This window comes from Nonomuraea sp. NPDC049129 (assembly GCF_040648495.1).
Lineage (GTDB): Bacteria > Actinomycetota > Actinomycetes > Streptosporangiales > Streptosporangiaceae > Nonomuraea.
This window is the reverse complement of record NZ_JBEZDU010000001.1, coordinates 980,195-1,005,732: the sequence shown is the minus strand read 5'-3', so window position 1 is coordinate 1,005,732 and position 25,538 is coordinate 980,195. Positions and strand designations below refer to the sequence as shown.

Annotated in this window: 29 protein-coding genes; 14 read left to right on the top strand and 15 right to left on the bottom strand. The window is 70.2% G+C overall.

Annotation, left to right across the window (positions count from 1 at the left end):
• Positions 1-32 precede the first annotated feature (32 nt).
• Genes AB0B64_RS04460 through AB0B64_RS04450 form a run of 3 tightly spaced genes read left to right on the top strand, consistent with a single transcriptional unit; the run spans position 33 to position 3,391 of the window.
• A complete protein-coding gene (locus tag AB0B64_RS04460; RefSeq protein ID WP_358174582.1) occupies positions 33-1,184 on the top strand; it encodes an acetyl-CoA C-acetyltransferase in 1,152 nt (383 codons plus the stop codon).
• Positions 1,185-1,236: 52 nt separating this feature from the next.
• On the top strand, positions 1,237-2,715 hold the full coding sequence (locus AB0B64_RS04455) for a glycoside hydrolase family 3 N-terminal domain-containing protein (RefSeq protein WP_358174579.1): 1,479 nt from the start codon (positions 1,237-1,239) through the stop codon (positions 2,713-2,715).
• 4 nt (positions 2,716-2,719) lie between these two features.
• The gene (locus AB0B64_RS04450; RefSeq protein ID WP_358174576.1) at positions 2,720-3,391 is read left to right on the top strand and encodes a pentapeptide repeat-containing protein; all 672 of its coding nucleotides are present in this window, start codon (positions 2,720-2,722) and stop codon (positions 3,389-3,391) included.
• On the opposite strand, the gene AB0B64_RS04445 is transcribed toward AB0B64_RS04450, so the two are convergent.
• Genes AB0B64_RS04445 through AB0B64_RS04430 form a run of 4 tightly spaced genes read right to left on the bottom strand, consistent with a single transcriptional unit; the run spans position 3,378 to position 6,666 of the window.
• Positions 3,378-4,430: a nitronate monooxygenase gene (locus AB0B64_RS04445; RefSeq protein ID WP_358174573.1), complete on the bottom strand. Its 1,053-nt coding sequence runs from the start codon at positions 4,428-4,430 to the stop codon at positions 3,378-3,380. The genes AB0B64_RS04450 and AB0B64_RS04445 overlap by 14 nt on opposite strands.
• Positions 4,431-4,437: 7 nt before the next feature.
• Entirely contained in the window at positions 4,438-5,160 is a 723-nt protein-coding gene (locus tag AB0B64_RS04440; RefSeq protein WP_357946674.1) for a CoA-transferase, read from the bottom strand.
• A complete protein-coding gene (locus AB0B64_RS04435) occupies positions 5,147-5,920 on the bottom strand; it encodes a CoA-transferase (RefSeq protein ID WP_358174795.1) in 774 nt (257 codons plus the stop codon). Before AB0B64_RS04435 ends, AB0B64_RS04440 begins: the two co-directional genes overlap by 14 nt.
• An 8-nt stretch (positions 5,921-5,928) precedes the next feature.
• The gene (locus AB0B64_RS04430) at positions 5,929-6,666 is read right to left on the bottom strand and encodes an enoyl-CoA hydratase family protein (RefSeq protein WP_358174570.1); all 738 of its coding nucleotides are present in this window, start codon (positions 6,664-6,666) and stop codon (positions 5,929-5,931) included.
• 46 nt (positions 6,667-6,712) lie between these two features.
• Between AB0B64_RS04430 and AB0B64_RS04425 the strand changes: the two genes are divergently transcribed.
• Together AB0B64_RS04425 and AB0B64_RS04420 are read left to right on the top strand one after the other, a co-directional pair.
• On the top strand, positions 6,713-7,492 hold the full coding sequence (locus tag AB0B64_RS04425) for an SDR family oxidoreductase (protein ID WP_358174567.1): 780 nt from the start codon (positions 6,713-6,715) through the stop codon (positions 7,490-7,492).
• A 31-nt stretch (positions 7,493-7,523) separates the two neighbouring features.
• A complete protein-coding gene (locus AB0B64_RS04420) occupies positions 7,524-8,441 on the top strand; it encodes an SDR family oxidoreductase (protein WP_358174564.1) in 918 nt (305 codons plus the stop codon).
• 36 nt (positions 8,442-8,477) lie between these two features.
• On the opposite strand, the gene AB0B64_RS04415 is transcribed toward AB0B64_RS04420, so the two are convergent.
• Together AB0B64_RS04415 and AB0B64_RS04410 are read right to left on the bottom strand one after the other, a co-directional pair.
• Positions 8,478-9,005, bottom strand: a complete 528-nt coding sequence (locus AB0B64_RS04415) for an AAA family ATPase (protein WP_357946684.1) — start codon at positions 9,003-9,005, stop codon at positions 8,478-8,480.
• Between the two features lie 58 nt (positions 9,006-9,063).
• Positions 9,064-9,945 (bottom strand): NIPSNAP family protein, encoded by an 882-nt coding sequence (locus AB0B64_RS04410; RefSeq protein WP_358174561.1) that lies wholly within the window; start codon positions 9,943-9,945, stop codon positions 9,064-9,066.
• A 213-nt stretch (positions 9,946-10,158) separates the two neighbouring features.
• On the opposite strand from AB0B64_RS04410, the gene AB0B64_RS04405 reads away from it, so the two are divergent.
• The 3 genes from AB0B64_RS04405 to AB0B64_RS04395 all read left to right on the top strand — a co-directional run bounded on the left by AB0B64_RS04405 (position 10,159) and on the right by AB0B64_RS04395 (position 11,265).
• Complete coding sequence (locus AB0B64_RS04405) at positions 10,159-10,416, top strand: hypothetical protein (RefSeq protein ID WP_357946688.1); 258 nt, start codon at positions 10,159-10,161, stop codon at positions 10,414-10,416.
• Positions 10,417-10,498: 82 nt separating this feature from the next.
• Entirely contained in the window at positions 10,499-10,762 is a 264-nt protein-coding gene (locus tag AB0B64_RS04400) for a hypothetical protein (protein ID WP_358174558.1), read from the top strand.
• Between the two features lie 128 nt (positions 10,763-10,890).
• Positions 10,891-11,265 carry a hypothetical protein gene (locus AB0B64_RS04395; protein WP_358174556.1) on the top strand — a complete coding sequence of 125 codons (375 nt, stop codon included), beginning with the start codon at positions 10,891-10,893 and terminating at the stop codon, positions 11,263-11,265.
• A gap of 58 nt (positions 11,266-11,323) precedes the next feature.
• On the opposite strand, the gene AB0B64_RS04390 is transcribed toward AB0B64_RS04395, so the two are convergent.
• From AB0B64_RS04390 to AB0B64_RS04380, 3 genes are all read right to left on the bottom strand, one after another.
• On the bottom strand, positions 11,324-12,070 hold the full coding sequence (locus tag AB0B64_RS04390) for an SDR family oxidoreductase (RefSeq protein WP_357946696.1): 747 nt from the start codon (positions 12,068-12,070) through the stop codon (positions 11,324-11,326).
• A 113-nt stretch (positions 12,071-12,183) separates the two neighbouring features.
• The gene (locus AB0B64_RS04385) at positions 12,184-13,386 is read right to left on the bottom strand and encodes a hypothetical protein (RefSeq protein WP_357946699.1); all 1,203 of its coding nucleotides are present in this window, start codon (positions 13,384-13,386) and stop codon (positions 12,184-12,186) included.
• Positions 13,387-13,620: 234 nt separating this feature from the next.
• A complete protein-coding gene (locus tag AB0B64_RS04380) occupies positions 13,621-14,916 on the bottom strand; it encodes a DUF2252 domain-containing protein (RefSeq protein ID WP_357946702.1) in 1,296 nt (431 codons plus the stop codon).
• A 68-nt stretch (positions 14,917-14,984) separates the two neighbouring features.
• Between AB0B64_RS04380 and AB0B64_RS04375 the strand changes: the two genes are divergently transcribed.
• A complete protein-coding gene (locus AB0B64_RS04375) occupies positions 14,985-15,524 on the top strand; it encodes a hypothetical protein (RefSeq protein ID WP_358174553.1) in 540 nt (179 codons plus the stop codon).
• A gap of 2 nt (positions 15,525-15,526) precedes the next feature.
• On the opposite strand, the gene AB0B64_RS04370 is transcribed toward AB0B64_RS04375, so the two are convergent.
• Genes AB0B64_RS04370 through AB0B64_RS04350 form a run of 5 tightly spaced genes read right to left on the bottom strand, consistent with a single transcriptional unit; the run spans position 15,527 to position 19,335 of the window.
• The gene (locus AB0B64_RS04370; RefSeq protein WP_358174550.1) at positions 15,527-16,498 is read right to left on the bottom strand and encodes a hypothetical protein; all 972 of its coding nucleotides are present in this window, start codon (positions 16,496-16,498) and stop codon (positions 15,527-15,529) included.
• A complete protein-coding gene (locus AB0B64_RS04365; protein ID WP_357946711.1) occupies positions 16,495-16,857 on the bottom strand; it encodes a PadR family transcriptional regulator in 363 nt (120 codons plus the stop codon). Before AB0B64_RS04365 ends, AB0B64_RS04370 begins: the two co-directional genes overlap by 4 nt.
• A 32-nt stretch (positions 16,858-16,889) precedes the next feature.
• Complete coding sequence (locus tag AB0B64_RS04360) at positions 16,890-17,663, bottom strand: SDR family oxidoreductase (RefSeq protein WP_225299357.1); 774 nt, start codon at positions 17,661-17,663, stop codon at positions 16,890-16,892.
• 23 nt (positions 17,664-17,686) lie between these two features.
• Positions 17,687-18,802, bottom strand: coding sequence for an acyl-CoA dehydrogenase family protein (locus tag AB0B64_RS04355; protein WP_358174547.1), 1,116 nt, complete (start codon positions 18,800-18,802; stop codon positions 17,687-17,689).
• Positions 18,803-18,813: 11 nt separating this feature from the next.
• On the bottom strand, positions 18,814-19,335 hold the full coding sequence (locus AB0B64_RS04350; protein ID WP_358174792.1) for a flavin reductase family protein: 522 nt from the start codon (positions 19,333-19,335) through the stop codon (positions 18,814-18,816).
• Between the two features lie 233 nt (positions 19,336-19,568).
• Between AB0B64_RS04350 and AB0B64_RS04345 the strand changes: the two genes are divergently transcribed.
• The 5 genes from AB0B64_RS04345 (at position 19,569) to AB0B64_RS04325 (ending at position 24,347) form a co-directional block, all read left to right on the top strand.
• Positions 19,569-20,738, top strand: coding sequence for an acetyl-CoA acetyltransferase (locus AB0B64_RS04345; protein WP_358174544.1), 1,170 nt, complete (start codon positions 19,569-19,571; stop codon positions 20,736-20,738).
• 34 nt (positions 20,739-20,772) lie between these two features.
• The gene (locus AB0B64_RS04340) at positions 20,773-21,207 is read left to right on the top strand and encodes an OB-fold domain-containing protein (protein WP_358174541.1); all 435 of its coding nucleotides are present in this window, start codon (positions 20,773-20,775) and stop codon (positions 21,205-21,207) included.
• A gap of 776 nt (positions 21,208-21,983) precedes the next feature.
• Entirely contained in the window at positions 21,984-22,733 is a 750-nt protein-coding gene (locus AB0B64_RS04335) for a GntR family transcriptional regulator (RefSeq protein ID WP_225299366.1), read from the top strand.
• 198 nt (positions 22,734-22,931) lie between these two features.
• A complete protein-coding gene (locus AB0B64_RS04330; RefSeq protein WP_357946722.1) occupies positions 22,932-23,534 on the top strand; it encodes a GNAT family N-acetyltransferase in 603 nt (200 codons plus the stop codon).
• A gap of 132 nt (positions 23,535-23,666) precedes the next feature.
• Positions 23,667-24,347, top strand: a complete 681-nt coding sequence (locus AB0B64_RS04325) for a copper homeostasis protein CutC (RefSeq protein WP_357946725.1) — start codon at positions 23,667-23,669, stop codon at positions 24,345-24,347.
• Between the two features lie 36 nt (positions 24,348-24,383).
• On the opposite strand, the gene AB0B64_RS04320 is transcribed toward AB0B64_RS04325, so the two are convergent.
• A complete protein-coding gene (locus AB0B64_RS04320; RefSeq protein WP_358174538.1) occupies positions 24,384-25,535 on the bottom strand; it encodes an aldolase in 1,152 nt (383 codons plus the stop codon).
• Positions 25,536-25,538: the final 3 nt, after the last annotated feature.

Here is a 25,538-nt window from a genome sequence, read left to right as displayed (position 1 = left end):
GCGCGCGACCAAGCGCTTGCTACGATGCGGGAGTGAACGAGGCATACATCGTCGGCGCGGTCAGGACCCCGGTCGGGCGCAGGAACGGCGGCCTCGCCGGCGCCCACCCCGCCGACCTCGGCGCGCACGTACTCCAAGAGCTGATGACCCGCACGGGCGCCGATCCGGCGGCCGTGGAGGACGTGGTGTTCGGCTGCGTGGACACCATCGGACCGCAGGCCGGCGACATCGCCCGCACCTGCTGGCTGGCCGCGGGGCTGCCGGAGGAGGTGCCCGGCGTCACGGTCGACCGCCAGTGCGGCTCCTCGCAGCAGGCACTGCACTTCGCCGCCCAGGCCGTGCTCTCGGGCACCAGCGACCTCGTGGTGGCCGGCGGCGTACAGAACATGAGCATGATCCCCATCTCCTCGGCGATGCTCGCCGGCCGCCCCCTCGGCCACGACACCCCCTTCGGCGGCTCCAAGGGCTGGCTCTCCCGGTACGGCACGCAGGAGGTCTCCCAGTTCACCGGAGCCGAACAGATCGCCGCCAAGTGGGACATCTCCCGAGAGGACATGGAGGCGTTCGCCTACGAGTCGCACCGCCGGGCCATCGCCGCCATCGACACCGGCCGCTTCGCGGACCAGATCACCCCCTACGAGGGCGTCACCGCCGACGAGGGTCCGCGCCGCGACACCACTCCCGCCAAGATGGCCGGGCTCCAGCCCCTGGTCGAGGACGGGCGCCTCACCGCCGCCCTGGCCTCGCAGATCTCCGACGGCGCCGCCGCCCTGCTCATCGCGTCGCCGCGGGCCGTACAGGAGCACGGACTGCGCACGCGCGCCCGCGTGCACCACCTGTCGGTGCGCGGCGGCGACCCCATCATGATGCTCGCGGCGCCGATCCAGGCCACGGAGCACGCGCTGCGCAAGGCCGGGATGACGATCGGCGACATCGACGCCGTGGAGATCAACGAGGCGTTCGCCTCGGTCGTGCTCGCCTGGCTGAAGGAGAGCGGCGCCGACCCCGCCAGGGTCAACCCGAACGGCGGCGCGATCGCGCTCGGCCACCCGCTCGGCGCGACCGGCGCGGTCCTGGCCGTGAAGCTGCTGCACGAGCTGGAGCGGACCGGCGGCCGGTACGGCCTGCAGACGATGTGCGAAGGAGGCGGCCAGGCGAACGTCACCATCATCGAACGCCTATGACGTCCGGCGATGCCACTAGCAAATAGGAAACTTTCCTATTAGATTGCGGGTCATGCTCAAGAGCGGTGACCTGCTGTGCCTTGCCGATGCCGTAATCCTGCCCGGGTTCGGGGGAACGACCCCGCCCGACTGGCTCCGCCGCCGTCTGGGGGAGGGGCTGGCCGGGGTGGTGCTGTTCACCCGCAACATCACGGGAGCGGCCCAGGTGGCCGAACTGACCGCCGCCCTGCGCGCGGAGAACCCCGCCGTCATGATCGGCATCGACGAGGAGTCGGGCGAGGTGACCCGGCTGGAGGTCGCCACCGGCAGCAGCCGTCCCGGCGGCTTCGCGCTCGGCGTCGTGGACGACGTGACGCTGACCGAGGCCGTGGCCAGGAACCTCGGGGCGGACCTGGCGGCCGCGGGCATCACGATCGACTTCGCCCCCTCGGCCGACGTGAACTCCAACCCCGACAACCCGGTCATCGGCCTGCGCTCCTTCGGCGCCGACGCCGCGCTGGTCTCCCGGCACACCAGGGCGTTCGTCCGCGGCCTGCAGTCCGCCGGGGTGGCCGCCTGCGCCAAGCACTTCCCCGGCCACGGTGACACCTCGATCGACTCCCACCACGGCGTGCCCGTGGTCGCCACCGACGGGATCGAGGACGCGCTCGGCCCCTTCCGCGCCGCGATCCAGGAAGGCGTCAAGGCCGTCATGACCGGTCACCTGCTGGTGCCCGCGTACGACGCCGTCCTGCCCGCCACGCTCAGCCCCAAGGTGCTCACCGGGTTGCTCCGCGAGGAGCTGGGCTTCGACGGCCTGATCATCACCGACGGCATCGAGATGGCCGCCGTCTCCGGGCCGTACGGGATCGGCGGCGCCGCCGCCCGCGCCATCGCCGCCGGGGCCGACGCCATCTGCGTCGGCGGCGAGCACTCAGGCGAGGCGACCGCCGTCGAGGTGCGCGACGCGATAGCCGAAGCCGTGCGCGACGGCCTGCTGCCGGAGGAGCGCCTGGCCGACGCCGCGCGCCGGGTCGGCGAGCTGGCCGCCTGGACCGCCGCCTCGGGCATCCCGGATCCCGAGGACGGCTACCTCGGCCTGGTCGCGGCCCGCCGCGCGCTCCGGATCACCCGCCGCACGAGCGACCCCGTCCTGCCGCTCACCTCCGCGGCGCACGTGGTGGAGTTGGCCCCCGAGATGAACCTGGCCATCGACAAGAACACGCCGTGGGGCGTCGGCGAGCCCCTGGGCAGGCTGCTGCCCGGCACCACCGTGACCCGGCTCGCGGCCGGTGAGGCGACCGGGGCCGTGCTGGAACGGCTCATCGCCGCCGCGGCCGGGCACCCCCTCGTCGTCGTGGTCCGCGACGCGCACCGCCACCCCTGGCAGAGCGAGGCACTGCGGCACCTGCTCAGCGCCCGCCCCGACGCCGTGGTGGTCGAGATGGGCCTGCCCGCCAGGTCCGACCTGGGTGCCGTGCACATCGCCACGTACGGCTCGGCCAGGGTCTGCGGCCAGGCCGCCGCCGAACTGATCACCGGTACCCTTTGACACCGTGAACTTCGACGGCGAGGACCTCTCCCAGACCACGCTCACCGACCGGCTCGCGCCGGACGAGACCCACGTCTTCCGCGACTGCGACCTGACCGAGGCCGACCTCCGGCGGGCCCCGCTGGCCGGCGCCCGCTTCGAGTCGTGTGTGCTCGAACAGACCGACTTCCGGCGGGCCGACCTCGACGGCGCGGTGTTCACGGGCGGCGGCGGGATGCGGATCAGGTTCAACGACGCCGAGCTCATCGACGTGACGTTCACCGACGTCGACCTGTCCTCCGCCCAGTTCGGCGGGGCGCTGGTGACGGACGTGACCTTCACCGGGTGCCGCATGATCGGCGCGTCGCTCACCGCGGCGCGCGGCACCGGCTTCAAGGTCTCCCGGTCCAACCTGACCATGGCCAACCTCGGCGGCTGCTCGCTGCGCGGGGAGCTCATCGAGGGCGTCCGCTTCGACGACGCCGACCTGTCGGGCTGCGACTTCACCGAGGCGACGTTCAGCGACTGCCGGTTGCGCGGCACCAAGCTGCTCAAGACCGTTTTCACCAAGGCCGACCTGCGCGGCGCCGACCTGGGCGAGCCCGACGACACCAAGCTGCGGGCCTTCCAGGGGGCGACGATCAACCCCGCCCAGGCGGCGGCCATCCTGGCCGCCCGCGGCATCACGGTGCTCTGAACCGCTCCATCACTGTCTCCGCCTCGGACATGACTCGCTCGATCAGCTCCCGGCAGGACGGCAGGTCGTCGAGCACCCCGACCACCTGCCCGGAGGCCATCACCCCCAGGTCGGCCCGCCCCTCGACCATCGCGGCCCGCAGCAGCACCGGCGTGTTGGCCGCCTGCAGCACCTGCGCCCAGGTCAGCTCGCGGCCGTGCCGCATCCGGCGCCCCTCGCGGATCATCTGGGCCCACGTCAGCCCCGACAGCCGCTTGAACCTGGCGCCGTTGACCACGGCCCTGAGCAGCCGGGAGCGCTCCAGCGACTCCACGAACGGCGTCCTGAGCACCCGATGCGGCACGCCGTCGACCCGGGTGGTGACCAGCGTGTCGGCCGCCGCCAGGTAGACCTTCTTCACCTCGTCCGGCACCGACGAGTCGCTCGTCAGCAGGAACCGGGTGCCCATCGCGATGCCGCACGCCCCGTACGCCAGCGCCGCCACCAGCCCGCGCCCGTCGAAGAAGCCGCCCGCCGCGATCACCGGGATGTCCACCGCGTCCACCACCTGGGGGAGCAGCAGCGTCGTCGCGACCGGCCCGGTGTGGCCGCCGCCCTCGCCGCCCTGCACGATCACCGCGTCCACGCCCCAGGCGGCCACCTTCTCGGCGTGCCGCCGCGCGCCCACGGACGGGATCGTCACCACGCCCGCGCCCTTCAGCCGCTCGATCAGCTCCCGCCGCGGGGCCAGCGCGAACGACGCCACGCGCACGCCCTCCCGGATCATCACCTCCACCCGTTCGGCCGCGTCGTCGGCGTCGGAGCGGATGTTCACCCCGAACGGGGCGTCCGTCCGCTCCCGCACACCGTTGATCGCCTCGGTCATCTCGCCGACGGACATCGTGGCGGCCGCGATGATCCCGAGCCCGCCCGCCTCCGAGGTGGCCGCGGCGAGCCGCGCGCCCGCGACGTAACCCATCCCGGTCTGCACGATCGGATACCGGCACCCCACGAGGTCGGTCAGCGCGGTCTTCACGCCGCCCCCTTCAGGCGGTCGCACGCTTTCCTCATGCGGCCACCTCGCGCTCGCGGGACCCGCGCGGGTCGAGCACCTCCTTCAGCAGCCTGCTCTCCTCGGCGGTCGGCTCCCGGGTCTCGGGTACGTCCTCAGGGACCGTCAACTCGAACCCCGTCGCCGCGACCACCTCCGCGACACTCACCCCCGGATGCACCGAGGCCAGCCGCATCGACCCGTCCGGCGTGCGGAAGTCGAGCACGGCCAGGTTCGTCACCACCCGCCGCAGGTCGAAGGCACCCTTGTCGGTCCCGAGACCGCTGACCACGTCCACTCGCGGCACGAACACCTTGGGGGAGTGCCGGGGGATCCAGTAGCTCGTCGGGCCGCAGCGCGTGTTGCCCGGCGCGCCGCGTACGCCGAGGAGCTGCGCCTTGGGCCGCGCCCAGTCGCCGATGCAGGAGATGTTCGTGTTGCCGAAGCGGTCGATCTGGCTCGCGCCGAGCATCACGTGCCGCCGGCCGTTCAGCACCAGCCACAGGTGATCGCGGAACGGCAGCCAGCCCTCCACCACCTCGGGCCGCTCACCCAGCGCCGGCACGTCGCCCGTCAGCAGGCAGACACCGTCATGCGTGAGCAGGTCGGGCTCGAACGTCAGCCTGGCCAGCCGGGCCGCCAGCACGGTGATCGCCCCGCCGATCCCGGCCGCGAGGATCTCCCCATCGCCTCTGAACGCCTCCGCGCAGGCGACCACGCACACATCAGCCCTGCTCACGGAACTCCTCCCATGGCGTGTCCACGTAGCGCCGCTGCTCCTGCTCGTCGCGGCCGTAGTCGGGCTCGCACGCGGTGAACCCCGCGCCACCCGGCGTCTCGACCACGCCGCTCACCATCGACCGGCTGATCAGCAGCGACTGCACCGGCCCCTCCTTCAGCAGGTCGGCGGTGTCCACCAGTCGCTCGCACGACACGAAGCACCGGGCCGCCGCCTTGGCGTAGAGGTCGTCGAAGTACGGATCGGGGCCCAGGTACTGCGCGTTGCCGCGCCGGTCCGCCCGGTTGAGGTGCACCAGCGCGACGTCCATGGTCAGCGCGGGCACGGCGACCAGCTCCTCCCCGTCCTCGTACGGCGAGCGGACGGTGCGCAGATCGGGGTTGACCCGCATGACGTCGGAGCCGAGACCGGCCCGCGTGGGCAGGAACGGCAGCCGGTGCGCCGCCGCCAGCAACCCGAACATGAACATGCCCTCGTCATACTCGGTGAACTCGACCGTGCCGCCCTGCCTGGCCCGCCTGAAGTGCGGTTCGAGCGGGATGGAGTCCAGCGTCACGAACGGGGCCACCACCCTGCGCACCTTCCCGGCGGCGCAGAGCATGCCGACGTCCGGGCCGCCGTAGGAGATGAGGGTGAGATCCCGGACGTTCGACCGCAGCAGGCCGGCGACCAGCGCCATCGGCTTGCGGCGCGATCCCCAGCCGCCGATGCCGACCGTCATGCCGCTCTCGACCTGGGCCGCGACCTCCTCGACAGACATGACCTTGCTCACGAGCCCTCCACGAAGCGGTCCCGGTGCCTGTCGCCCGCGCCCATCAGGTTCAGCTCGAACGTGAAGCCCTGCTCGAAGCGGTAGGAGCGCTTCACGTCCACCGGGTCGATGCCGTTGAGCGACTCCTTGGCGCGGCGGATGACGTACGGGTCCTTGTCCGCGATCTGGCCCGCCACCTCCAGCGCCGCGTCCCGCAGCTTGTCCCGCGGCACCACCTCCAGCACCGAGCCGAACGCGTGCAGCTCGGCCGCCGTCACGTTCCGGCACGTGTAGACCATGGCGCGCATGAGGTGCTGCGGCACCAGCCGGGACAGGTGGGTGGCGGCGCCGAGCGCGCCCCTGTCCACCTCGGGCAGGCCGAAGTAGGCGTCCTCGCTGGCCAGCACGATGTCCGCGTTGCCCACCAGGCCCACGCCGCCGCCGACGCAGAAGCCGTGCACGGCGACGATCACGGGCACCGGGCAGTCGTACACGGCCGCGAACGCCGCGAAGCACCCCCTGTTCGCGTTTATCAGGGCGGTGTGGCCCTCGGTGGCCTGCATCTCCTTGATGTCCACGCCGGCGTTGAAGCCCCGGCCCTCGGCTCGTAGTACGACGACCCTGGTCTGTTCGTCCTGCCCGGCGGCCGTCACGGCGCCGGCCAGCTCGTGCCAGGCTCGCGCCGGCAGCGCGTTCACCGGTGGGACGTCGACGACGACCTCGGCGATCGGGCCGTCCCGCAGCGTGATTCCCATCCCGCTCCCTGGTTGCACCTAACGCTTGCTTGGTACGGTAGCACCCGTGACGGTGACTTACGACTACACGGGCAAGGTCGTCCTGGTGACCGGCGGGACTCGGGGGATCGGCGCGGGCGTCGCCACCGCCTTCGCGACGGCCGGCGCCGAAGTGATCGTCTGCGCCCGCCACGACCCGCCACCTGTGCCCGTGGGCACGCCCTCGCTGGGGCCTTCGGCCGTGGATGCGGCGCCGGTCGAAGGGGTGCGGTTCGTGCGGGCCGATGTGCGGGACGCCGACGACCTCGAGCGGCTGTTCTCCGGGCTCGACCGCCTGGACGTGGTGGTCAACAACGCGGGCGGCTCGCCGTACGCACCGCTGGAGGGCACCTCTCCACGCCTGCACGCGCGTGTCGTCGAGCTCAATCTGATCGCCCCGATGCTCGTCGCGCAGCGCGCCTACCCGCTGCTCGCCGCCTCGGGCGGCTCCGTCGTGATGATCGGCAGCTCCAGTGGCGTGCGGCCCTCGCCGGGCACCTCGGCGTACGGCGCGGCCAAGGCGGGGCTGCATCACCTGGCGAACTGCCTGGCCGCCGAATGGGCTCCTGACGTACGCGTCAACACGGTCGTCGTCGGACTGGCCGCCACGGAGGACTCCGCCGACCACTACGGCGGTAAGGACGTGGGGACCGCCATCCCGGCCGGGCGGATGGCGACGCCCGCCGACGTGGCCTCGGTCTGCCTGTGGCTGGCCGCGCCCGGTTATGTGACAGGGGCGCAGGTACACGTGCACGGAGGCGGCGAGATTCCCGCCTGGCAAAACCTGGCTTCAAGCGACATTTCCTGATATCTCTGCCTGATCTTCCTGGGAGGTCCGTGTGGGAATCTGTGACGGCCGCGTCGTGATCGTGACCGGAGCCGGGCGGGGCATCGGGAGGGAGCACGCGCTGGAGTTCGCCAGGCAGGGCGCCCGCGTCGTGGTCAACGACCTGGGCACCGGCCTCGGCGGCGACGGCAGCTCCGGCGGGCCCGCGCTGGCCGTGGCCGAGGAGATCCGCGCGCTCGGCGGTCAGGCGGTGGCCAGCAGCGACGACGTGGCCGACTGGAACGGCGCGGCCCGGCTGGTGAAGACCGCCGTCACCGCGTACGACGGGCTCGACGTGCTGGTGAACAACGCCGGATTCGTCCGCGACCGCATGCTGGTCTCCATGGGCGAAGACGACTGGGACGAGGTCATCCGAGTCCACCTCAAGGGCCACTTCCTGACGATGCGGCACGCCGCCGCGTACTGGCGCGAACGAGCCAAGTCCGGCGCACCCGCGGCCGCCCGCGTGATCAACACCTCGTCGGGCGCGGGCCTGCTCGGCAGCGTCGGCCAGTCCAACTACTCCGCCGCCAAGGCCGGGATCGTCGCACTGACCCAGGTGGCCGCCGCCGAACTGGGCCGGTACGGCGTGACGGTGAACGCCATCGCCCCCGCCGCCCGCACCCGCATGACCGAGGAGGTCTTCGCCGAGACCATGGCCGCGCCCGATTCCGGCTTCGACACCATGCACCCGGCGAACGTGTCACCGCTCGTCGTCTGGCTCGGCTCGGCGGCATCGGAGGCGGTGACGGGCCGGGTGTTCGAGGTGGAGGGCGGCGTGATCTCCCTGGCCACGGGCTGGACCCACGGCCCATGCGCGGACCGCGGCGCCCGCTGGTCCCCCGGGGAGGTGGGCGACGCAGTCGCGAAACTCCTCAAAGACGCCCCCGACCCACTGCCCGCCTACGGCGCAGGCCCGCCTCCGTCGTGAGGCCCGTCCATGGTCCGAGGCGGGCTCTGGAAGCGGCTACGGCGTCTTGAGCAGGTAGGCGCCCTCGGACAGTCGGGTGCGGATCTCGGCGGCCGTCTGCTCGGCGGTCAGGCCGCTGGAGTCGAAGGCGTGCGGCTCCAGCTCACCCAGGTCGACGAACTGCTGGTACATCTGCAGCACCGGCTCCGGATCCGTGAGCGCGTCAAGCCCTCGCCCCGTCGCCCTGACCAGGGTCGTCTCCCGGTCGGGCCGGAGCACCACATAGTGCAGCGGAGCGCGCCGTACCTTGGCGAAGGCGCCGACGAACCACGGCCCGACGACGCCATCCACCATCACGTGATAGCCGCCGTCGGCGTACCCGAACGCCGCGTTCGCCAGCACGCTCATGACGGTCTCGTTCTGATGGCGAGATTCCGCCAGGTACGGCGCGATGGCCCCTCGCCGGATGAACGCCCAGAAGTCATCCGTATGCAGATGCACGCTAGGCGTGACGGCATCGGCCAGCAGTCGGGCCACGGTCGACTTCCCCGCCCCCGGCGGCCCGGACACTATCACTACCTCCATGCCCACCATTGTCCGCGCGTTGACCCAACACCCGGACCAACCCGTGGGGCCCGGAGCCTCAGCGAAGCGCTGATCGAGCCGTGGGAACCAGGCGGAGACGCTGCGGGGGAGAGGTCAACCGGGACTCCAGTCCGGGCAGCGCCACCTCACGCTCGTCCGAAGGCCGATCGAACCGGGCGAACCACACGAACACCTGCTCGCCTGTACGTACGGGCAGGGCGGGAAAGGTGTTCTCGGCGGCCTCGGTCTCGAAGCACGCCACCGGCGGCACCCCGGCTTCCCTGAGCACGGGTACGGCCTCCCGAGCGAAGAACTCGGCGAACCCGTCGTCGACGTGGTAGATCATCGCGACGTACAGCGACTCGGGCAGAACGGTGGCGCCGACAGGCGGCCGGGCCGTACCGGAAAAGGGATCGAAAGAGGAACTGGAAGAGGACTGGAGAGTGGGGCCAGGACCGGACTCGGAGGAGAGGTCGGGAGCGGATCCGCTCGGGAGGTCGGGAGCGGACCCGGTCGGGAGGTCGGGAGTGGATCCGCGCGGGAGGCCGGGAGTGGACCCGCTCAGGAGACCGGAAGTAGTAGTCCCGCGCGAGAGGTCGGAGTGGCGGGGAGCGGACCCGTGCGGCACGTCGGCGGAGGGAACGGGCACTGGGCGCAGCAGCAGTACGTTGTCGGAGTCGATCATCGTCGCGTTGGCCGCGTCCCGGTTGGCCTTCCAGATCGGGCCGCCGTAGAAGGCCGTGAGAGCCGCCCGCCGAGCCTCCATATCCGGAAATTTCCGCATCCACGGGTACATATTTGGCTCGTCCAGGTCCCGGAAGTGGCCGACCACCCCGATCCCGGCCGCCTCCTGCCCTTCGATGAACTCACGCTCGAATAACTCGATCAGTGTGTCCCGCTGGCCGGGATGCAGCGTGTAGTTTCGCAACTCGTAAATCATGCGCGGATGCTATGAGCCGACCACTGACACCGCCTGTCAGCGATGCGGTCCTAGAAGAATGTTCTGATCGCTAAGAGTAACACGATCACTACGCTTGGTTATATGATCGCTTTGGCTTTGATCCTCAAAGGTCAAAGAAGGTCAACGGGGATGGCGGTGTGCTCTTGGGCCGGTGCTGTCTCATGCGAGACGCCCACCGGCGAAGGAGCTGAAGTGATCGAGAAGCTGTGTGTCACCGGTGCCGTCGTGGCAGCGTCCGCCGGCGCCATCCTGCTGGCCACACCCGCTCACGCTGACACCTGGACCGACGCCTGGAGCGGCAACACCTACTCCTCCCAGTCCGGAAACAGTCTCGCCGACATCGCAGCGGTCAACGAGGGTGCCGGTCGGTCGACCAACGTCAACAACATCAACGGCATAGCCGCCACCGCTACCAACGGCAGCACCACGGTGACCTACATCTTCTACTGACCCCGATCCCCCTTCCTCGCACCCCGGGCCGCCGTCCGGCGGGGTCCGAAGGCCATGAGAAATCCCCTGGAAGGACATCGACATGATCAAGAAGCTTGGCATCACGGCCATCGTCGCCATCGCCGCGGGCACGGCCCTGCTGGCCGCTCCGGCCCATGCCGACACCGACACCAGCAACAGCAGCTCCAGCACCAACTCCGCGTCCGCGCAGTCGGGCAACACCTTCGGCAACGTCCAGGCCAGCAACAGAGGCGCCGGCTCCAGCACCAACGTCAACAACATCAATGGCAACGCCGCCACGGCCACGCACCGTAGTGGCGTGGGTGTGAGCACCACTTCCAACTAGTGCGGTGACCACCATGGTTCCTCGGATGGTCCGTCTCGCGACCGTCTCGATCCATGTGACGGTCTGTCGTGGCTGGGGCCCTGGCGGAGGAATCCCGCTTCGGGGGAAGGCGAAGAAGATGGTCCATCGTGGCAGCGGTCGCACTCCCCATGGTCCAGCCCTACCTCGACGTGGTCGAGTCGGAGGGCGAGACCTGGTTGCTGCACTTCAATCGCCGGTTCAGCCATGCCGTCCGGCGCACCCCCATGCTGTCTCCGGGAAAGACGGGCGCGGACCAGGCTCGGGCCGAACCGCGCACACCGGCCCCGGACCAGGTCGAACTCGCTGAGAAGGTGCTTGCCGCCATCCCCCAGGCCCTTCTGTACGCCAGGATCGACCTGGTCCGGCTCCCCGACGGCACCCCGGTGGTGATCGAGATCGAGCTCACCGAGCCGTACCTGTGCCTGCGCTACGAGCCCCGCGCGGCGGCGAATCTCGCCACTGCGCTCCGCGAGCGCCTCTGAGATCCGCCCGCCCGGCAGGATTCGCGCCCGGCAGGATTCGCGCCCGGCAGGATCGGGATTAGCAGGAGATGCCGCCGTCGACCGGAATGACCGTGCCCGTGAGGTAGGCCCCGGCACGTGAGGACAGGTAGATCGCCGCCCCGGCCATGTCGTCGGGGTGGCCGATCCGGCCCATCGGCACACTCGCCGCGATGCTCTCCCGAATGGCCGGATCATCCAGGGCGAACGCCATCATCTTCGAGTCGAACGGCCCCGGCGCGATGGCGTTCACGGTGATGTGCTCAGGCGCCAGCTGCCTGGCCAGGTGCCGGGTCAGCATGTGCACACCGGACTTCGACGCGGAGTAGGCGAAGTTCTCCACGGACGGCACCCGGATCCCGTCGATGGACCCGATGTTGATCACCCGTGCCGGATCCTCCGCGCTGGCCGCCGCCCGCAGCTGCGGCAGGAAGCGCTGGGTCAGGAAGAAGACCCCTTTGACGTTGATGTTCCAGAGTTTGTCGAAGGCGTGCTCCGGATAGTCCTCCAGCGGCGCGCCCCACGCCGCGCCCGCGTTGTTCACCAGCACGTCCAGCGGCCCGTCCACCGCTTCCACCAGCGCGCCCACCCCCTCGGGTGTGGACAGATCGGCCGGCACGGCCACGCAGCCCAGCTCCTTGGCGGTCTGCTCCACTTCGGCGACCTTGCGCGCGGAGATGTACACGGTCGCCCCGGCCTCGACGAACCCGGTCGCGATCATGCGTCCGATGCCACGGGATCCGCCAGTGACGACGACGGTCTTGCCTTCCACCGAGAACAGCGTCATGTTCCGGAAGCATGCCATACCGACTGGTCGGTAGCCAGCCGGCTGGCCTTGCTGGTCCGCCCTGAAGGCGCGGGCCAGCTGGCATCGCAAGCCAGCCTCCGAAGGCGCGGCGCTCAGCCGGAGTCCTTCACCCACATCCCCAGCAGGCCGCGGAAGTGCTCCACGAAGCGGTCCCGCTCATGCGCGGGATACGTGGCCGTCACCGTGTCGACCAGCAGCCGGTCGAAGTCCGGCCCGGCCACCCAGTCCAGGACGATCTCGTCGAGGTGGCGCAGCCGACTGTCGCAGAAGTCCTGGTAACGGTCGGTCTCGAAGTAGGCGTCGGCCAGCTGCCGATAGGCCGCCAGCCGCTCCTCGTACGACCCGGTCACCGCGAAGTACTCCCGCGTGTCCAGATCGAGCCGCGGCCGCCGCCCGGTGCCCACGCAGAACACGCTCCACCGGACCAGCGCCTTGATCGCCCAGGGGAAGTAGTAGTGCAGGCTCGTCAGCGCCACGTCCGGGCAGGCGTTGGCGTAGTCGATCGGGTGCACATCCGCACCCTTGACCAGGGTTTCGCAGGAGTTGAACTCCCACCGGAAAAACGCGTTCACCAGCCGACCGATCGTGACCACCTCGTCGCCCACGCTCGGGGCAAGGAACTCGTGGTCCACGACGTACCGGGCGTGCATCGGCTCCTCGGGCCGGAACCGCATCACCATCGTCTCCGCCCCGATCGACAGCGAACGGGCGAACGCGTCGTAGCCCTCGACCGCCTTCTGCAGATGCATGAGCATCTCGCCGCTCTGGTCGTAGGCCCGATGGAGCTCGTCGGGGTCCCGTACCAGCGACACCCCGCGCCACGCGCCGCCGTCGTACGGCTTCATGAACAGCGGATACCCGATCCCCTCCGCGACCGCGTCAAGGTCGAACGGCTGGTTGTAGCGGGAGGCCGTGTAGGCGTATTTGGTGTTGTCGGGCGGGTTCTTGTATGGCACGAGCACGGTCTTCGGGACCTTCAGCCCGAGGCGCATCATGGCGCAGTAGGCGGCGTGTTTCTCCATCGACTGGAAGGTGAACGGGCTGTTCAGCAGATAGACGTCGTCCATCATGGCGACCTTCTTGAGCCACTCGCGTGGGTGGTAGTACCAGTACGCCAGCCGGTCGATCACCAGATCGTGCCGGGGCCGGTCGCGCAGGTCGAACGGCTCGATCGTGATGCGCTCCACGTCGAACTCGCCGACCCCCTTGACCGGCCCCAACCGCCTCAGCACCGTCTCGAACGCCGACGGCCAGTCCTCTTCCGTCCCCAGCAGCAACCCCACCAGACGCCTCACGATGCTCCCTCCATGTCCCTGCCCACGTCTCAGCCCACGTCTCAGCCCACGTCTGCTCGAACCACGTCCGAACGACCGGGCCATGCGCTCAGGACCGTGCCGGGAGAGTCGGCGGCCACACCCACGGGGCGAGGCGGATACACCCGCCCGGGCGAGGCGCCCACACCCGCACCAGGGCGAGGTGGCCACACCCGCACCAGAACGAGGTGGCCACACCCGAACGGGCCGGGGCGGTCACACCCCCGGAAGGCGGCCGTTGCGGAAGAGGTCGACGAACCGTTGGTGGTCTTCCCGGGCCTGTGCCCCATAACGGTGCGCAAAATCCACCAACATCCCGATAAATCCGGGCCTGTCGCCGTTGACCACGGCCATGATGGACTCCTCCGTCGAGAAGTTCACCAGGTCGTGGCTGGACTCGTCGTCCGCCACCGAGTGCATGCGCGCCACCGCCCGCCCCAGATCCCGCATGATCGACCGCAGCTCCGCCGGCTCATTGACGTCGTCCCAGTCCAGGTCGGCGGAGTAGGGCGAGACCTCCGCCACCAACTGCCCCACGCCGTTCAGCGTCGTGTAGCCCAGCCACGGATCGGCGTACGCCTGCAGCGCCCGCTGCGACTCCGCGGTCCGATGGCCCTGGTGGCGGAAGTAACGGGCGACCTTCTCGTCAGGGACGTGCCGGGCCACCGCCGGCACCTGCGCCTGCTTCATGTAGAGGATGACGTCGTTCTCCAGCGCCTGCGACCGCCCCTCCAGCAGCAGGTTGTACGACGGCAGCCCCGCCGACCCGATCCCCACGCCCTTGCGCAGCGCCACGTCCTTGATCACGTGCTCGACCGGGTTCGACTGCGTGGGCAGCGTCGTCAGGTAGTCCGCGAAGGCGGCCGTCACGGAGTCACGGGTCGCCGCGTCGACGGGCTCGCGCCCGTCCATGATCGCGAACCGCCGGTCGTAGTCGTCGATCAAGGTCTCGACGTCCAGCATCGCCACGCGCGTGCTCAGCCTGGCCGTCTGGAGCACCCGGTGCAGCACGCCGGTGGTGGTGTCGAGGGTGAGTGACCCGATGGCGTCGTCCCCGCCGCGCGCGATGCCGCCCAGCTCGGCCAGGTACGCGCCGGCGAAGTCGCTCACGAGCCCGCTGATCGCCTCGTCCGACAGGGCCTTGGCGTACCCGATCAGCGCCACGCTGGCGGCGAACCGCTTGAGGTCCCAGACGTACGGTCCCACGTACGCCTCGTCGAAGTCGTTGACGTTGAAGACCAGCACGCCCGAGGCGTTCATGTAGGTGCCGAAGTTCTCGGCGTGCAGGTCGCCGTGGATCCACACCCGGCTGGTCGGTTCGTCAAGGTATGAGGAGTCCGCGAACCCTTCGGTGAGGTCCGCGTAGAACAGGCAGGCGCTGCCCCGGTAGAACGCAAAAGGGGAGGCCGCCATTTTCCGAAATTTCCGCCTGAATGCCGCAGGGTCTCGCTTGATCGACTCGCCGAACTCCGTCATGAGGACATCTAGCAGGTGGGAAGCGCGTGTGCCCATGTCTCGGACCTTAAGTCGTCCCAGCTCGCGCGCCTACCCTGGTCTTTCCCTGTCAGGGTGGCCGGCCGATGATCGATAGGCTGCGGCCGGTGGGAGACATCTACGAGCTCGTGCTGACCATGGACCTTCGCGCCGACCTCGGCGACGACGAGCTCGCCGAGCTGCGGTGGCATGTGGGGCAAGGGCCGCGACCTGAGCGGCTGCCGATCGGCACCGGCGACTACCAGGAGACCTATCCACTCGGTGACCCCGACGACCCCGACTGCGAGTGGGAGACCGTCGATCCGGAGCCCGTGTTCGCGCGGCGCGGCCCCGCCCTGCGCGTGGGCGGCGCGCTCGTCGCGGACCTGGTCGAGCGGGAGGAGGCGGAGGGCTGGGCGCTGACGGTACGCCAAGAACTCCACCCCGACGAGTTCTACCAGGTCCGGGCACTGCTGGAGTGGCTCGGCCCGCGCTCGGTCAACGCGCGGGCCGCCGGGATCGAGTTCTTCGTCGGCTACATCCGCTTCAGCACCAGCGTTCAGATCACCCCGCTCATTCTGCTGAACGGACGCATCGGCCTGCCGGAGGACATCGAATCGCACACCCCCCACTGGGAGGAGACCTGACCCTAGACCACAGCCCGCCCCTGTCGTACGGACGGCAAACCGCGGAAGCCCGCCACCGCGAGGACCGTCACCATGACGACCAGCGCCACGCACTGGCTCACGCTGGACACCCACAGCGCTCCCGGTCCTAAGCTCAGGTAGCTGTTGTCCATCACCGACAGTCGCGACGGCAGCAGCAATGCCCCGAGGATCGCCAGGGCGAGCGGCACGTACGCGGGCAGGTCGCGCGCGAGGCAGACGATCCCGGCCACCAAGAGCACCGCCGTGGCCAGACCCATCAGGTCCACCCACGGCCACAACAGCGGCACCTTCCCCAACGGCGTCAGCAGAGCAAGGACGACGGCCCGCAACAGCAGCCCGGCGGCCAGCGGTAGGACCGTCAGCCGCCACGCTCGCCGCACCGGCGCGACGCCGTCGTGGAAGCCGATGAGCAGGGCCGCCAGCGGGACCACGACGTTCAGTGCCGGTGGCACCGCGTCCAGAGGCACGAACTGGCTGGCCAAGTTCTGCCAGACGGCGAGCTCGGCCAGGGCTGCCGCGCCGGCCGCGAGCGCCACCGGCTTGGCCGTCCGGACGTGACCGCGCATCAGCAGGACGAACGCCGGCACCCAGAGGGCCGCCGCGAGTACACCGAGTGGCCGCGTCATCGAGTCGGGCGTCATGAAAGCGAGGGAGGCGAGGGTGAAGATGCCGGCCGCCGCGTGGAAGGCGAGCCCCAGTGTCGCCACCAGCCTGACAGCCGCGCCCCAGGCGACGAACCGGGGTGTCGCGCCCGCTCCGCCGACCCGTACGCGCATCGAGAGGGCGAGCACGCTGGCGATCTCGCCCCAGCGCGGGTAGGGGTTCTCCTCATCCGGCGCGTCGCCGGAGAACTCCATGAACGCGGTCACCATCTCCTCCTCCCGCTCGGCCCGGTAGGAGCGGGGGAGCAGTCGCAGGACGGTGCGGTAGCGCCGTTCGAGTAACTCGTTCACCAGGCACCTCCGGCGAGCGCGGTGGCCGTTCCGGGGAGCAGGCGGGCGTTCCGGTCCCGGAGGCGGGTGGTCGCCGCGCGGGCGTTGTCCGCCAGCCGGGCCGCTTCCTCCTCCAGGGCCCCCGCCCCCGAGTCGGTCAGCCGGTAGTAGCGGCGTAGCCGCCCCTGTGCCACTTCCTCCCGGTCGAGCGCCACCAGCCCCTCCCCGGCCAGCCGGTCCAGCACGCCGTAGAGGGAGCCGATCTTGAGCTGCACCCGCCCCCCGGACAGCCGATCGACCTCCTGGACGATGCCGTAGCCGTGCCGCGGCTCGTCCACCAGCGCGGTGAGCGCCAGGAACATGGGCTCCGTTATATTCACTCACCCACCATATCCTGTTGCTCAGGATATAGTCACGGGTGTTGAGAGGAGACGGAGACGACCTCGCCCGTCATGTACGAGGAGTAGTCGCTGGCCAGGAAGACGATCACGTTCGCCACCTCCCAGGGCTCCGCCGAACGCCCGAACGCCTCGGCGGCCGCCAGCTCCGCCAGCAGCTCCTCGCTGGTCACCTTCGCCAGGAACGGGTGGACGGCCAGCGAAGGCGCCACCGCGTTCACCCGGACGCCGTGCTCGGCGGCCTCCAGGGCGACGCACCTGGTCAGCGCCATCACCCCGGCCTTGGCCGCCGCATAGTGCGACTGCCCCCGCTGCGCCCGCCAGCCGATCACCGAGGCGTTGTTCACGATCACCCCGGAGCCCTGGGCGATCATCTGCTTCAGCGCGGCCCTGGTGCAGCGCATGGTGCCGTTCAGGGTGACGTCGATGACGGTGTGCCACTGCTCGTCGGTCATCTCGGCCAGTGACGCCGTACCACCGAGCCCGGCGTTGTTGACCACCACGTCCAGCCGCCCGTGCGCCTCCACCACCGCGTCGAACAGTGCCAGCACCTGGGCCTCCGACGTCACGTCGCACGGCACCGCCAGCGGTTTGACGCCGGTGAGCTCGGTCAGCGAGTCGGCGGCGGCGGACAGGCGGCGCTCGTGCCGGTCGGAGACGACGATCGTGGCCCCCTCCTCGGCGCAGCGCTTGGCCGTCGCGTAGCCGATCCCGGCCCCCGCCGCGGCCGTGACCAGCGTGACCTTGCCGTCGAGCAGCCCGTGCGCTCTGGGGTACGGCGGTGCCATAGTGCTCCGATCAGAGAGGTCCGTCAGCGGGGGAGTCCCAGGGTGCGCTCGGCGATGATGTTCCGCTGGATTTCGCTGGAACCGGCATAGATCGTGTCCGCCCGGCTGAAGAGATACAGCCGCTGGAGGTCGTTGAGCTCGCCGTCGCGGGCGACAAGTCCGGACTTGAGCTGTACGGCCTGGGCCAGCTCGCCCAGCCGGCGATGCCACTCCGACCAGTACAGTTTGGCGATCGACGCCACCGGCCCCGGATCGGCCCGCAGCGCGTTGAGCCGCATGATCTCCAGCTCCAGCCACGACCGCACCAGCCGGTCACGCAGCACCGGGTCGTAAGCCGCGCCCGTTCGCTCGGCGACCTCGATCACCCGGGCCAGCTCCCGCCGGAACCCGATCTGCTGCCCCAGCGTGGAGACGCCGCGCTCGTAGCCGAGCGTGGCCATCGCGACGCGCCACCCGTCGCCGGGCGCGCCGAGCACGTTTTCGGCCGCGGTCCTGGCCCCGTCGAAGAACACCTCGTTGAACTCGGACGTCCCGGTCAGCTGCACGATCGGCCGTACCGCGACGCCGGGCTGGTCCATGGGCACGAGCAGGTACGACAGCCCACGGTGGCGCTGGGAGCCCGCTTCCGTACGGCAGAGCACGAAGCACCAGTCGGACACGTGGGCCAGTGACGTCCACACCTTCTGCCCGGTGATGACCCATTCGTCGCCCGCCAGGTGCGCCTTTGTCTGGACGTTGGCCAGATCGGAGCCCGCCTCCGGCTCGGAGTAGCCCTGACACCACAGCTCGTCGCCCCGCTGGATCGGGGGCAGGAAACGGGCCTTCTGCGCCTCGGTGCCGAACTCCAGGATCGTCGGCCCGATCAGTCCCTCGCCGATGTGGCCCACGCGGGCGGGGGCGTCCGCGAGGGCGTACTCCTCGTGGAAGGCGACCTGGTCGGCGAGCGAGGCGTCGCGTCCGCCGTATTCGACGGGCCAGCCCAGGCAGGTCCAGCCCGCCTTGCCGAGATGGCGCTCCCAGGCCAGCCGGACCTCGTGACCTTCGTGCTCGCGCCCGGGGCCGCCCAGGCCGCGGGCGTGCGCGAAGTCTCCGGTGAGGTTCGCGGCCAGCCAGGCGCGCGCCTCCTCACGCAGGCTCAACGCGAGCTCCGTCACTGGGGCTCAACGAAGCCGCCGTAACCGCCGCGGAAGAACAGCAGCGGGCCACCGTCCGCGTGCGTGTCGAGCTGGAGCACGCGGGCCACCACGATCACGTGGTCGCCCGCCATGTGCTCGGCCTCGACCGCGCAGTCGATCCAGGCCAGGGTCCCTTCGAGCACCGGGTTGCCGCCGGGCGAGCCGGTCCACCGCAGCCCGGCGAACTTGTCGCCGCCCCGGCTCGCGAGCTGGACGCAGACGTGCTGCTGGTGCTCGGCGAGCACGTTCACGGTGATGACCTTGGCGCCGCGCACCTTGGGCCAGCTCGTGCTCGTGTGCGCCACGCAGAACGCCACCAGCGGCGGGTCCAGCGACACCGAGGTGAAGGAGTTGGCCGCCAGGCCGCATGGCTCGCTGCTGGCCGGGTCGAGGGCGGTGATCGCCACCACGCCGGTGGCGAACCTGCCCAGCACCGACCTGAACCTCCGGCTGTCGAGCTGGCCGTTGCCGCTCGCGTGGGACTGGCCGTTCGGCATCGAGGCTCCGTTGAGAGTCCTGCGCTGGTACGGCACCGGGGGGCCGCCACAGCCGTCCGGCGTGATCAGCCGGGCAGCGTGTGTGCTCATGGTCTCCTCCTCCTCGCCGTCTGCATCGTATCTTACCAAGCGCTTGCTTGGACGGTAGGCGTGCGACGGAAAAGGTGTCAAGCGAAATGCCGGGGCGTACCCCCCGGTTGACATATGTGGACGGTCCGATCTAGCGTTTCAGGATGGCCAAGCGCTTGCTTGAGTTCCGGGACCGTACGGCTGTGGTGGGCGTCGGGTACACGCCCTTCACCAAGGACTCGGGGGTCAGCACACTCACCTTGGCCTGTCGCGCCATCCTGGCCGCCCTCGACGACGCCGGCCTCGGCCCCGGCGACGTCGAGGGCATAGCGACTCATCGCGTGGGCGACTCGGCGGCCCCGTCCCTGGTGGGCCCCGCGCTCGGTCTGGCAGACCCGACCTGGTACCTCGACCAGTTCGGCGGCGGCAGTGTCTCGCACGCGGTCGTGGCCCAGGCGGCGCTGGCCGTGGCGGCCGGCGTGGCGGAGACCGTCGTCTGCTACCGCGCGATCAACGCCCGGTCGGAGTTCCGCATGGGCGGCACCGGCCGTGGCCTTCCGGTGAGTCCCGAGGTGCAGTATCAAGCGCCCTATGGCTATTTCGCGCCGCCCCAGCAGTACGCGATGTACGCCCGCGCCCACATGCAGAAATATGGTACGAAGGCGGAGCATTTCGGGCAGCTGGCCGTCACCCAGCGGGCGAACGCCGTCAAGAACCCCCGCGCCCTCATGCGTACGCCCATCACTCTCGACGACTACCTGGACAGCAGGTGGATCGCCGAGCCGTTCCGCCTGCTCGACTGCTGCCTGGAGACCGACGGCGCCTGCGCCCTGGTCATCACCACCGCCGAGCGTGCCCGCTCCCTGCGCCACCCGCCGGTGCTGATCTCCGGCGCGGCCTGGGGCGGTGGCGACTCGCACCTGTCCGGCGGCCGGGCCGACCCCACCACCACGGCCGCCGCCGCGCTGTCCCCGCGCCTGTACGCCCAGGCCGGAATCGGCCCGGCCGACATCGACGTGGCGCAGCTGTACGACTGCTTCACCTACTCGGTGATCGTCCAGCTGGAGGACTACGGCTTCTGCGCCAAGGGTGAGGGCGGCCCGTACGTCGCCTCGGGCGCCACGGCCCTCGACGGAGCCCTCCCGGTCAACACGCACGGCGGCTTCCTGTCGGAGGGCTACGTCCACGGCGTCAACCACATAGCGGAGGCCGTCTCCCAGCTACGCGGGGACGCCGGTGACCGGCAGGTCGCGGGCGCCGAAGTGGCCCTGTCCACCGCCCAGCCCGGCTACATCCTCCCCGCCACTTCGGCTCTCCTGCTCAGAAGGGGCTGACCACCCATGCGTGACCTCAGAAAGGGGCTGATCCATGCCCGACCGGTACGGCAGGCCGCCCCAGGGCGTGCGGCCGACGCCTGATCGCGACTCCAGGGACTGGTGGGCCCGGCTGGGCGGCCACGAGTTCGCGGTCCAGCGCTGCGACACCTGCCACACGGCCCGCTTCCCGCCCAGGGCCTTCTGCCCGGCCTGCCGTACCGAGGACTGGCACTGGGAGGCCGTCGAGCCGGCCGGCACGGTGGAGAGCTGGATCGTCAACCGCCGGCCGTTCATGCCCGGAGCGAGCGAGCCGTACGTCGTGGTGCTGGTTCGGCTCGCCGCCGTGCCCGGCTGCCTGATCCACGGCGGGTGGGACGGCGAGCGCGAGCCCGAGTACGGTCAGGCGGTCGAAGGCGTGTACGAGGACATGGGCGATGACCTGGCACTGCTCAATTGGCGGCCGACTGAGTGGCACGCATCCCCGTGAAATCCTTCGCGGCGGCACCAAGTCGGGAACGATAGGTACCAATGGGCCTGAAGGCCAATCCCGGTCCGGCCGCCTCATCCCTGCGGCCGGCCACGCCCGCCGGACGCCTGTCCCTTGGGCGGGGTTCGACCGGGGACGGTCTACGGCGCGGGTATGACTTGGCACGAAAAATGGTGGTAAAAGGCGCGAAGTGCCGTAAATCATGAGAAAAAGGAGGAACGCGCGCCCTGGCGGGCGTGGGGGACCCGCCAGGACGCGCTTCCTGCCCCGTGTGCGGCGACGCCAGGACTCCGGCGAGGGATGGAGTCCTAGGTCGAGTGTTCGCACACGGAGTTCATGGGGGAGCGACCCTCTTGCGAGGACTCCGGATGTCGGTAGTGGTCTGCGATGCGTTGGGCCGCACCGAGGGGGTCATCGATGGGATGTGAGACGGTGGCACCCTCCTCATTCCAGATGAAGGAACCGTCTTTGCTCCACACAGTTACCTCGGTCAACACGGATAAAACGGACATGCCACTGCCGTTGCTCTGGTAGGTGTTGCTGAGTCCCTGGCGAGGCAACGCGTAACGCAGTAAACGTGTTGCTTCACAAGGGTCTTGCCAGGGCAGGTATGGCGTACCCGCGTGGACCGGTAACACCGGGCCCTCACCCCCTCACCGGCCTTTCGATGGATTTGTACCAACGATTGGATGATGCGGCTGTCAATGGCCATCGGTCAAGGGGTTGTGGCCTGTTAGAACCAGATCGTCTAAATTGTTGGAACAAAAGGGGTGAAAGTGGCAAGGTCGGTCCTGTACCAGCTGGTGGCCTCAGAGCTGAGGAGAGCCATCTACTCCGGTGTACTCGGCCCCGGGGCGCAGCTGCCGACCGAGGCGCAGCTCATGGAAGACCATGGGGTGAGCCGCAACACCGTCCGACTCGCCCTAGGGGAGCTGGTCAACGAAGGGTTGGTCACGCGAACCCCACGGCGTGGCACGGTCGTCCGGGACCGCCGGCCGCTGCTGATCTACCCGCAGCGAGAGCTGGAGCCACAACCATCCGGCGAGCTGCGAGAGGCGTTCGCCTTCGCCGTGACGCAGGAAGGTCGTGCCCCCAGCCAGTACATAGAGGTCTTGACCGTCTCACCGGTCGAGGAGATCGCCAGCCGACTCGAGCTGGCCGAAGGCGAACTGGCCGTCGTACGACGGCGTCTGCGGTTCGTCGACGGGCAGCCGTACAACACCAACGATTCCTATTTTCCACGTGACCTGGTGGCCAGCACGGAGATCGCCCGGCCGGGCGACATTCCGCGGGGGGCGAACCGGGTCCTGGAAGAGCTCGGTCACGAGCAGGTGCGGGTGGTGGATGACATCTGGGCGCGGATGCCCAACCAGGAAGAGGTCGAGCGTCTCCAGTTGGAGCTCGGCACCCCGGTCGTGGTCTACGTCCGCGTTGGTTACGACAACGGCGACATGCCAGTGCGTGTCGCGGTGTCGGTGCTCCCCGCCGACAAGCACTTGATCAGATACGAGCTCGATCGCCGCTGAGCGAGCTCGGTTGGGGGTGATCCCACCGGCCGCCTAAGACGAGCCTCCCGCCTCGCTGGGCAGAGGGAGTCCTGCGCACTCCCTTCATGCGCGATTTATCGATAGATGTCGCCTCAAACCCCCCATGCGACCCAGCGCGCGCTCCAACCATTACGTTCTGTGGCTGCATGGACACCCGATGTAATGAAGGGCTGAACCGTGCTTTCCAACACCCTGCTCCACCCGCTCGCTCTCCGCCGGGCCGACGCCTCCGATCTCCCGGGCGTTCTGACCCTGCTCGCCGACACGGCCGAATGGCTGTACTCCCAGGGCGTGCGGCAGTGGCCGCGCGGCGGCTTCGGGCCCGAGCGGATCGAGCCTCTCATCGCCGAGCGGGTGCTCTACCTCGTGGACGACGAGCTCCGGTACCTCGAACTGGATGACGAGGCCCCGCCCGTCGCCACGATCGCTCTCGACGATCACGCCGACCCGGAGTTCTGGCGCCGGTCCGACGACCCGGGCGCCGCCATGTACGTGCACAAGCTCGCCGTCGCCCGGCCCTGGGCGGGCTTCGGCCTCGGAGACGCCCTGCTGGACTGGGCGGGCTCCGCGGCGCACGCCTCCGGGCTGAGCAAGCTCCGGCTCGACTGCGCCAAGAACAACCCGCGGCTGCAGGAGTACTACCGGCGCCGCGGCTTCCGGCACGTGCGGACGGTCGATCTGCCGCACCGCTCCTCGGGCGCCCTGTTCGAGCGGCCCGCGGAGGAGGCCGCCACGACGGCCTTCCGCGACCTCACCGTCGCCGAGCTGATCGGCGTCTGACGCCCTGACCGGCCCCGGCCGGTACGGCCGTGCCCTGCTCCCCGGCGGGGCACGGCCCGCAGTCGCGTTCCCGCCCAGGTGACCTGGCGCTTTCCGGCACAAAGGGACACAGCACCATATAACCTCTCCAGCATGACCGGATCCCTCCTTGAGGTGATCGCGCTGAACGTGCGCGACGCCGTCGCCGCGGAGCAGGGCGGAGCCGACCGTCTGGAGGTCGTCGCCGACATGGGTGCCGACGGGCTCACCCCCGCTCCGGAGACGGTCGCCGCGATCGCCGCGGAGTGCCCGCTGCCCCAGATGGTGATGCTGCGCTGCGCCGCGAACTTCACCGCCGACCCCGAGGTGCTCGACCGGCTCCGTCTCGACGTCAAGGCGCTGGCCCAGGCGGGCGCCGCGGGGTTCGTGTTCGGCTTCCTCGACGAGGCGGGCGTCGTGGACCTGGCGGCCACCGAGGCGCTGATCCACGCCGTGTCACCGCTGCCGTGGACCTTCCACCGGGCCGTCGACCACGCGGCGGACGTACAGGCGTCGTGGCGGGCGGTGCGGCTGCTGCCCAACCTGGCCACGGTGCTCACGGCGGGCTCGCCCGCCGGCGTGCGGTACGGGCTGCCGATGCTCAAGAGCCGGGCCGACGCGGGCGACGGCTCGATCATCCTGGCGGGCGGCGGGCTCAAACCGGCCTATGTGCCGTCGCTGCTGGACTATGGCATCCGGGCGTTCCACGTGGGCTCGGCCGTACGGGAGAGCTGGTCGCTGCCGGTTGACCAGCGGCGCGTCCGTCAGTGGCGCAGCCTGGTCGACCGCGACTGACCCAAGGGCCACCAAGCGGCCTGAGTCCGAGCGGCTTCAGTCCGGGAGGGCGAGCGCCGCGTCGGCGCGGCGGAGTGCGGCTACCAGGGTCTTGATCGTCGCGGGCTCGTCCATGACGCCGCCCCCGGCCGCGCGCCGCTCCTCCCAGGACCGCACCCGATCCCGGTAGGAGTCGTAGCGCGCCAGATGGAAGGCATAGACCGTGGCGAACCGGCTCACCAGGTGTGAGGGGTGCATGTCCCAGCCCTGGTAGAAGCCGTGTCCCAGCGAGTGCCGGACGAGCTCGGCGTGCCGCCGCCACAGCGCGTGCACGTCCGCGGCCGACCCGGAGGCGGGAGAGGCGGCCAGCGAGCCGTCGGAGAGCTCGACCCCCGTGCCCGCGAACGCCGTCTGCATCACGTGCCGGGCGTGGTCACAGGCCGGATGGTCGAGCCGCTGCTCGTGCGGCGGCAGCCCGAGAGCGGCCGTGTAGTCGAATACCCCGAAGTGCGCGGCCGCCAGCCGCCCCCCGAACGACTCGGCCAGTTCGCCGCGCAGGAACAGCACGGTCTGCGGCGCCTCGACCTGGATCTCGAACCTCAGCCGGACGTCCAGCTCCCGTTCGAGCCGCTCCAGAAAGGCGCAGAACTGGCCCAAATACGACTCCATCAGCACCTTCGGAAAGGTGACCACGAACCCCGGCGGCAACTCGCCCACCCGTTCGACGACCCCGGTGACGAACCCGTCGAGCGTCCGCACCGACCGCCCGGGATCCCCGTCGGCGAACGACTTGACCCGCAGCCCCCACCGGCGCGGCAGCGCTCCGGCCGCGTGCATCACGGCCACGGCCACGACGGCCTGCTCGACGTGGCCGTCCTCGTCGCCGGGCCGCCCGCCGTAGCCGTCCTCGAAGTCGATCCGCAGGTCCTCGACCGGCTCGCGGGCGAGCTTGCGCAGCACCCTTTCGTGTACGTCCCGCGCCGGCGCGTCAGGCAGCCCGAACACGTCGGCCAGTTCGGCCGGGCCGCTCAGATGCTCCTTGACCAGGTCGAGCGCCTGCGCGCCCCACCCCGCGACCGTGCTCGGCGACACCCGGTCGGCCGGGACATAGACGGTGTGCACGGGCTGCCAACCGGGCTCGGCGGCCGGATAGCGGGCCCGCTGGATCCGGTGGGCCTCCGCGAAGCCTGGCAGAGACTGGTCCGTCACGGT

What these genes read in the sequence shown, in the direction of transcription:
- AB0B64_RS04455 (WP_358174579.1), top strand. Translation starts at nt 1,237, where the DNA reads ATGCTCAAGAGCGGTGACCTGCTGTGCCTTGCCGATGCCGTAATCCTG.
- AB0B64_RS04435 (WP_358174795.1), bottom strand. Translation starts at nt 5,920, where the DNA reads ATGTCTGTCGAGGAGGTCGCGGCCCAGGTCGAGAGCGGCATGACGGTC.
- AB0B64_RS04430 (WP_358174570.1), bottom strand. Translation starts at nt 6,666, where the DNA reads ATGGGAATCACGCTGCGGGACGGCCCGATCGCCGAGGTCGTCGTCGAC.
- AB0B64_RS04415 (WP_357946684.1), bottom strand. Translation starts at nt 9,005, where the DNA reads ATGGAGGTAGTGATAGTGTCCGGGCCGCCGGGGGCGGGGAAGTCGACC.
- AB0B64_RS04410 (WP_358174561.1), bottom strand. Translation starts at nt 9,945, where the DNA reads ATGATTTACGAGTTGCGAAACTACACGCTGCATCCCGGCCAGCGGGAC.
- AB0B64_RS04400 (WP_358174558.1), top strand. Translation starts at nt 10,499, where the DNA reads ATGATCAAGAAGCTTGGCATCACGGCCATCGTCGCCATCGCCGCGGGC.
- AB0B64_RS04390 (WP_357946696.1), bottom strand. Translation starts at nt 12,070, where the DNA reads ATGACGCTGTTCTCGGTGGAAGGCAAGACCGTCGTCGTCACTGGCGGA.
- AB0B64_RS04380 (WP_357946702.1), bottom strand. Translation starts at nt 14,916, where the DNA reads ATGGGCACACGCGCTTCCCACCTGCTAGATGTCCTCATGACGGAGTTC.
- AB0B64_RS04375 (WP_358174553.1), top strand. Translation starts at nt 14,985, where the DNA reads ATGATCGATAGGCTGCGGCCGGTGGGAGACATCTACGAGCTCGTGCTG.
- AB0B64_RS04360 (WP_225299357.1), bottom strand. Translation starts at nt 17,663, where the DNA reads ATGGCACCGCCGTACCCCAGAGCGCACGGGCTGCTCGACGGCAAGGTC.
- AB0B64_RS04350 (WP_358174792.1), bottom strand. Translation starts at nt 19,335, where the DNA reads ATGCCGAACGGCCAGTCCCACGCGAGCGGCAACGGCCAGCTCGACAGC.
- AB0B64_RS04345 (WP_358174544.1), top strand. Translation starts at nt 19,569, where the DNA reads ATGGCCAAGCGCTTGCTTGAGTTCCGGGACCGTACGGCTGTGGTGGGC.
- AB0B64_RS04340 (WP_358174541.1), top strand. Translation starts at nt 20,773, where the DNA reads ATGCCCGACCGGTACGGCAGGCCGCCCCAGGGCGTGCGGCCGACGCCT.
- AB0B64_RS04325 (WP_357946725.1), top strand. Translation starts at nt 23,667, where the DNA reads ATGACCGGATCCCTCCTTGAGGTGATCGCGCTGAACGTGCGCGACGCC.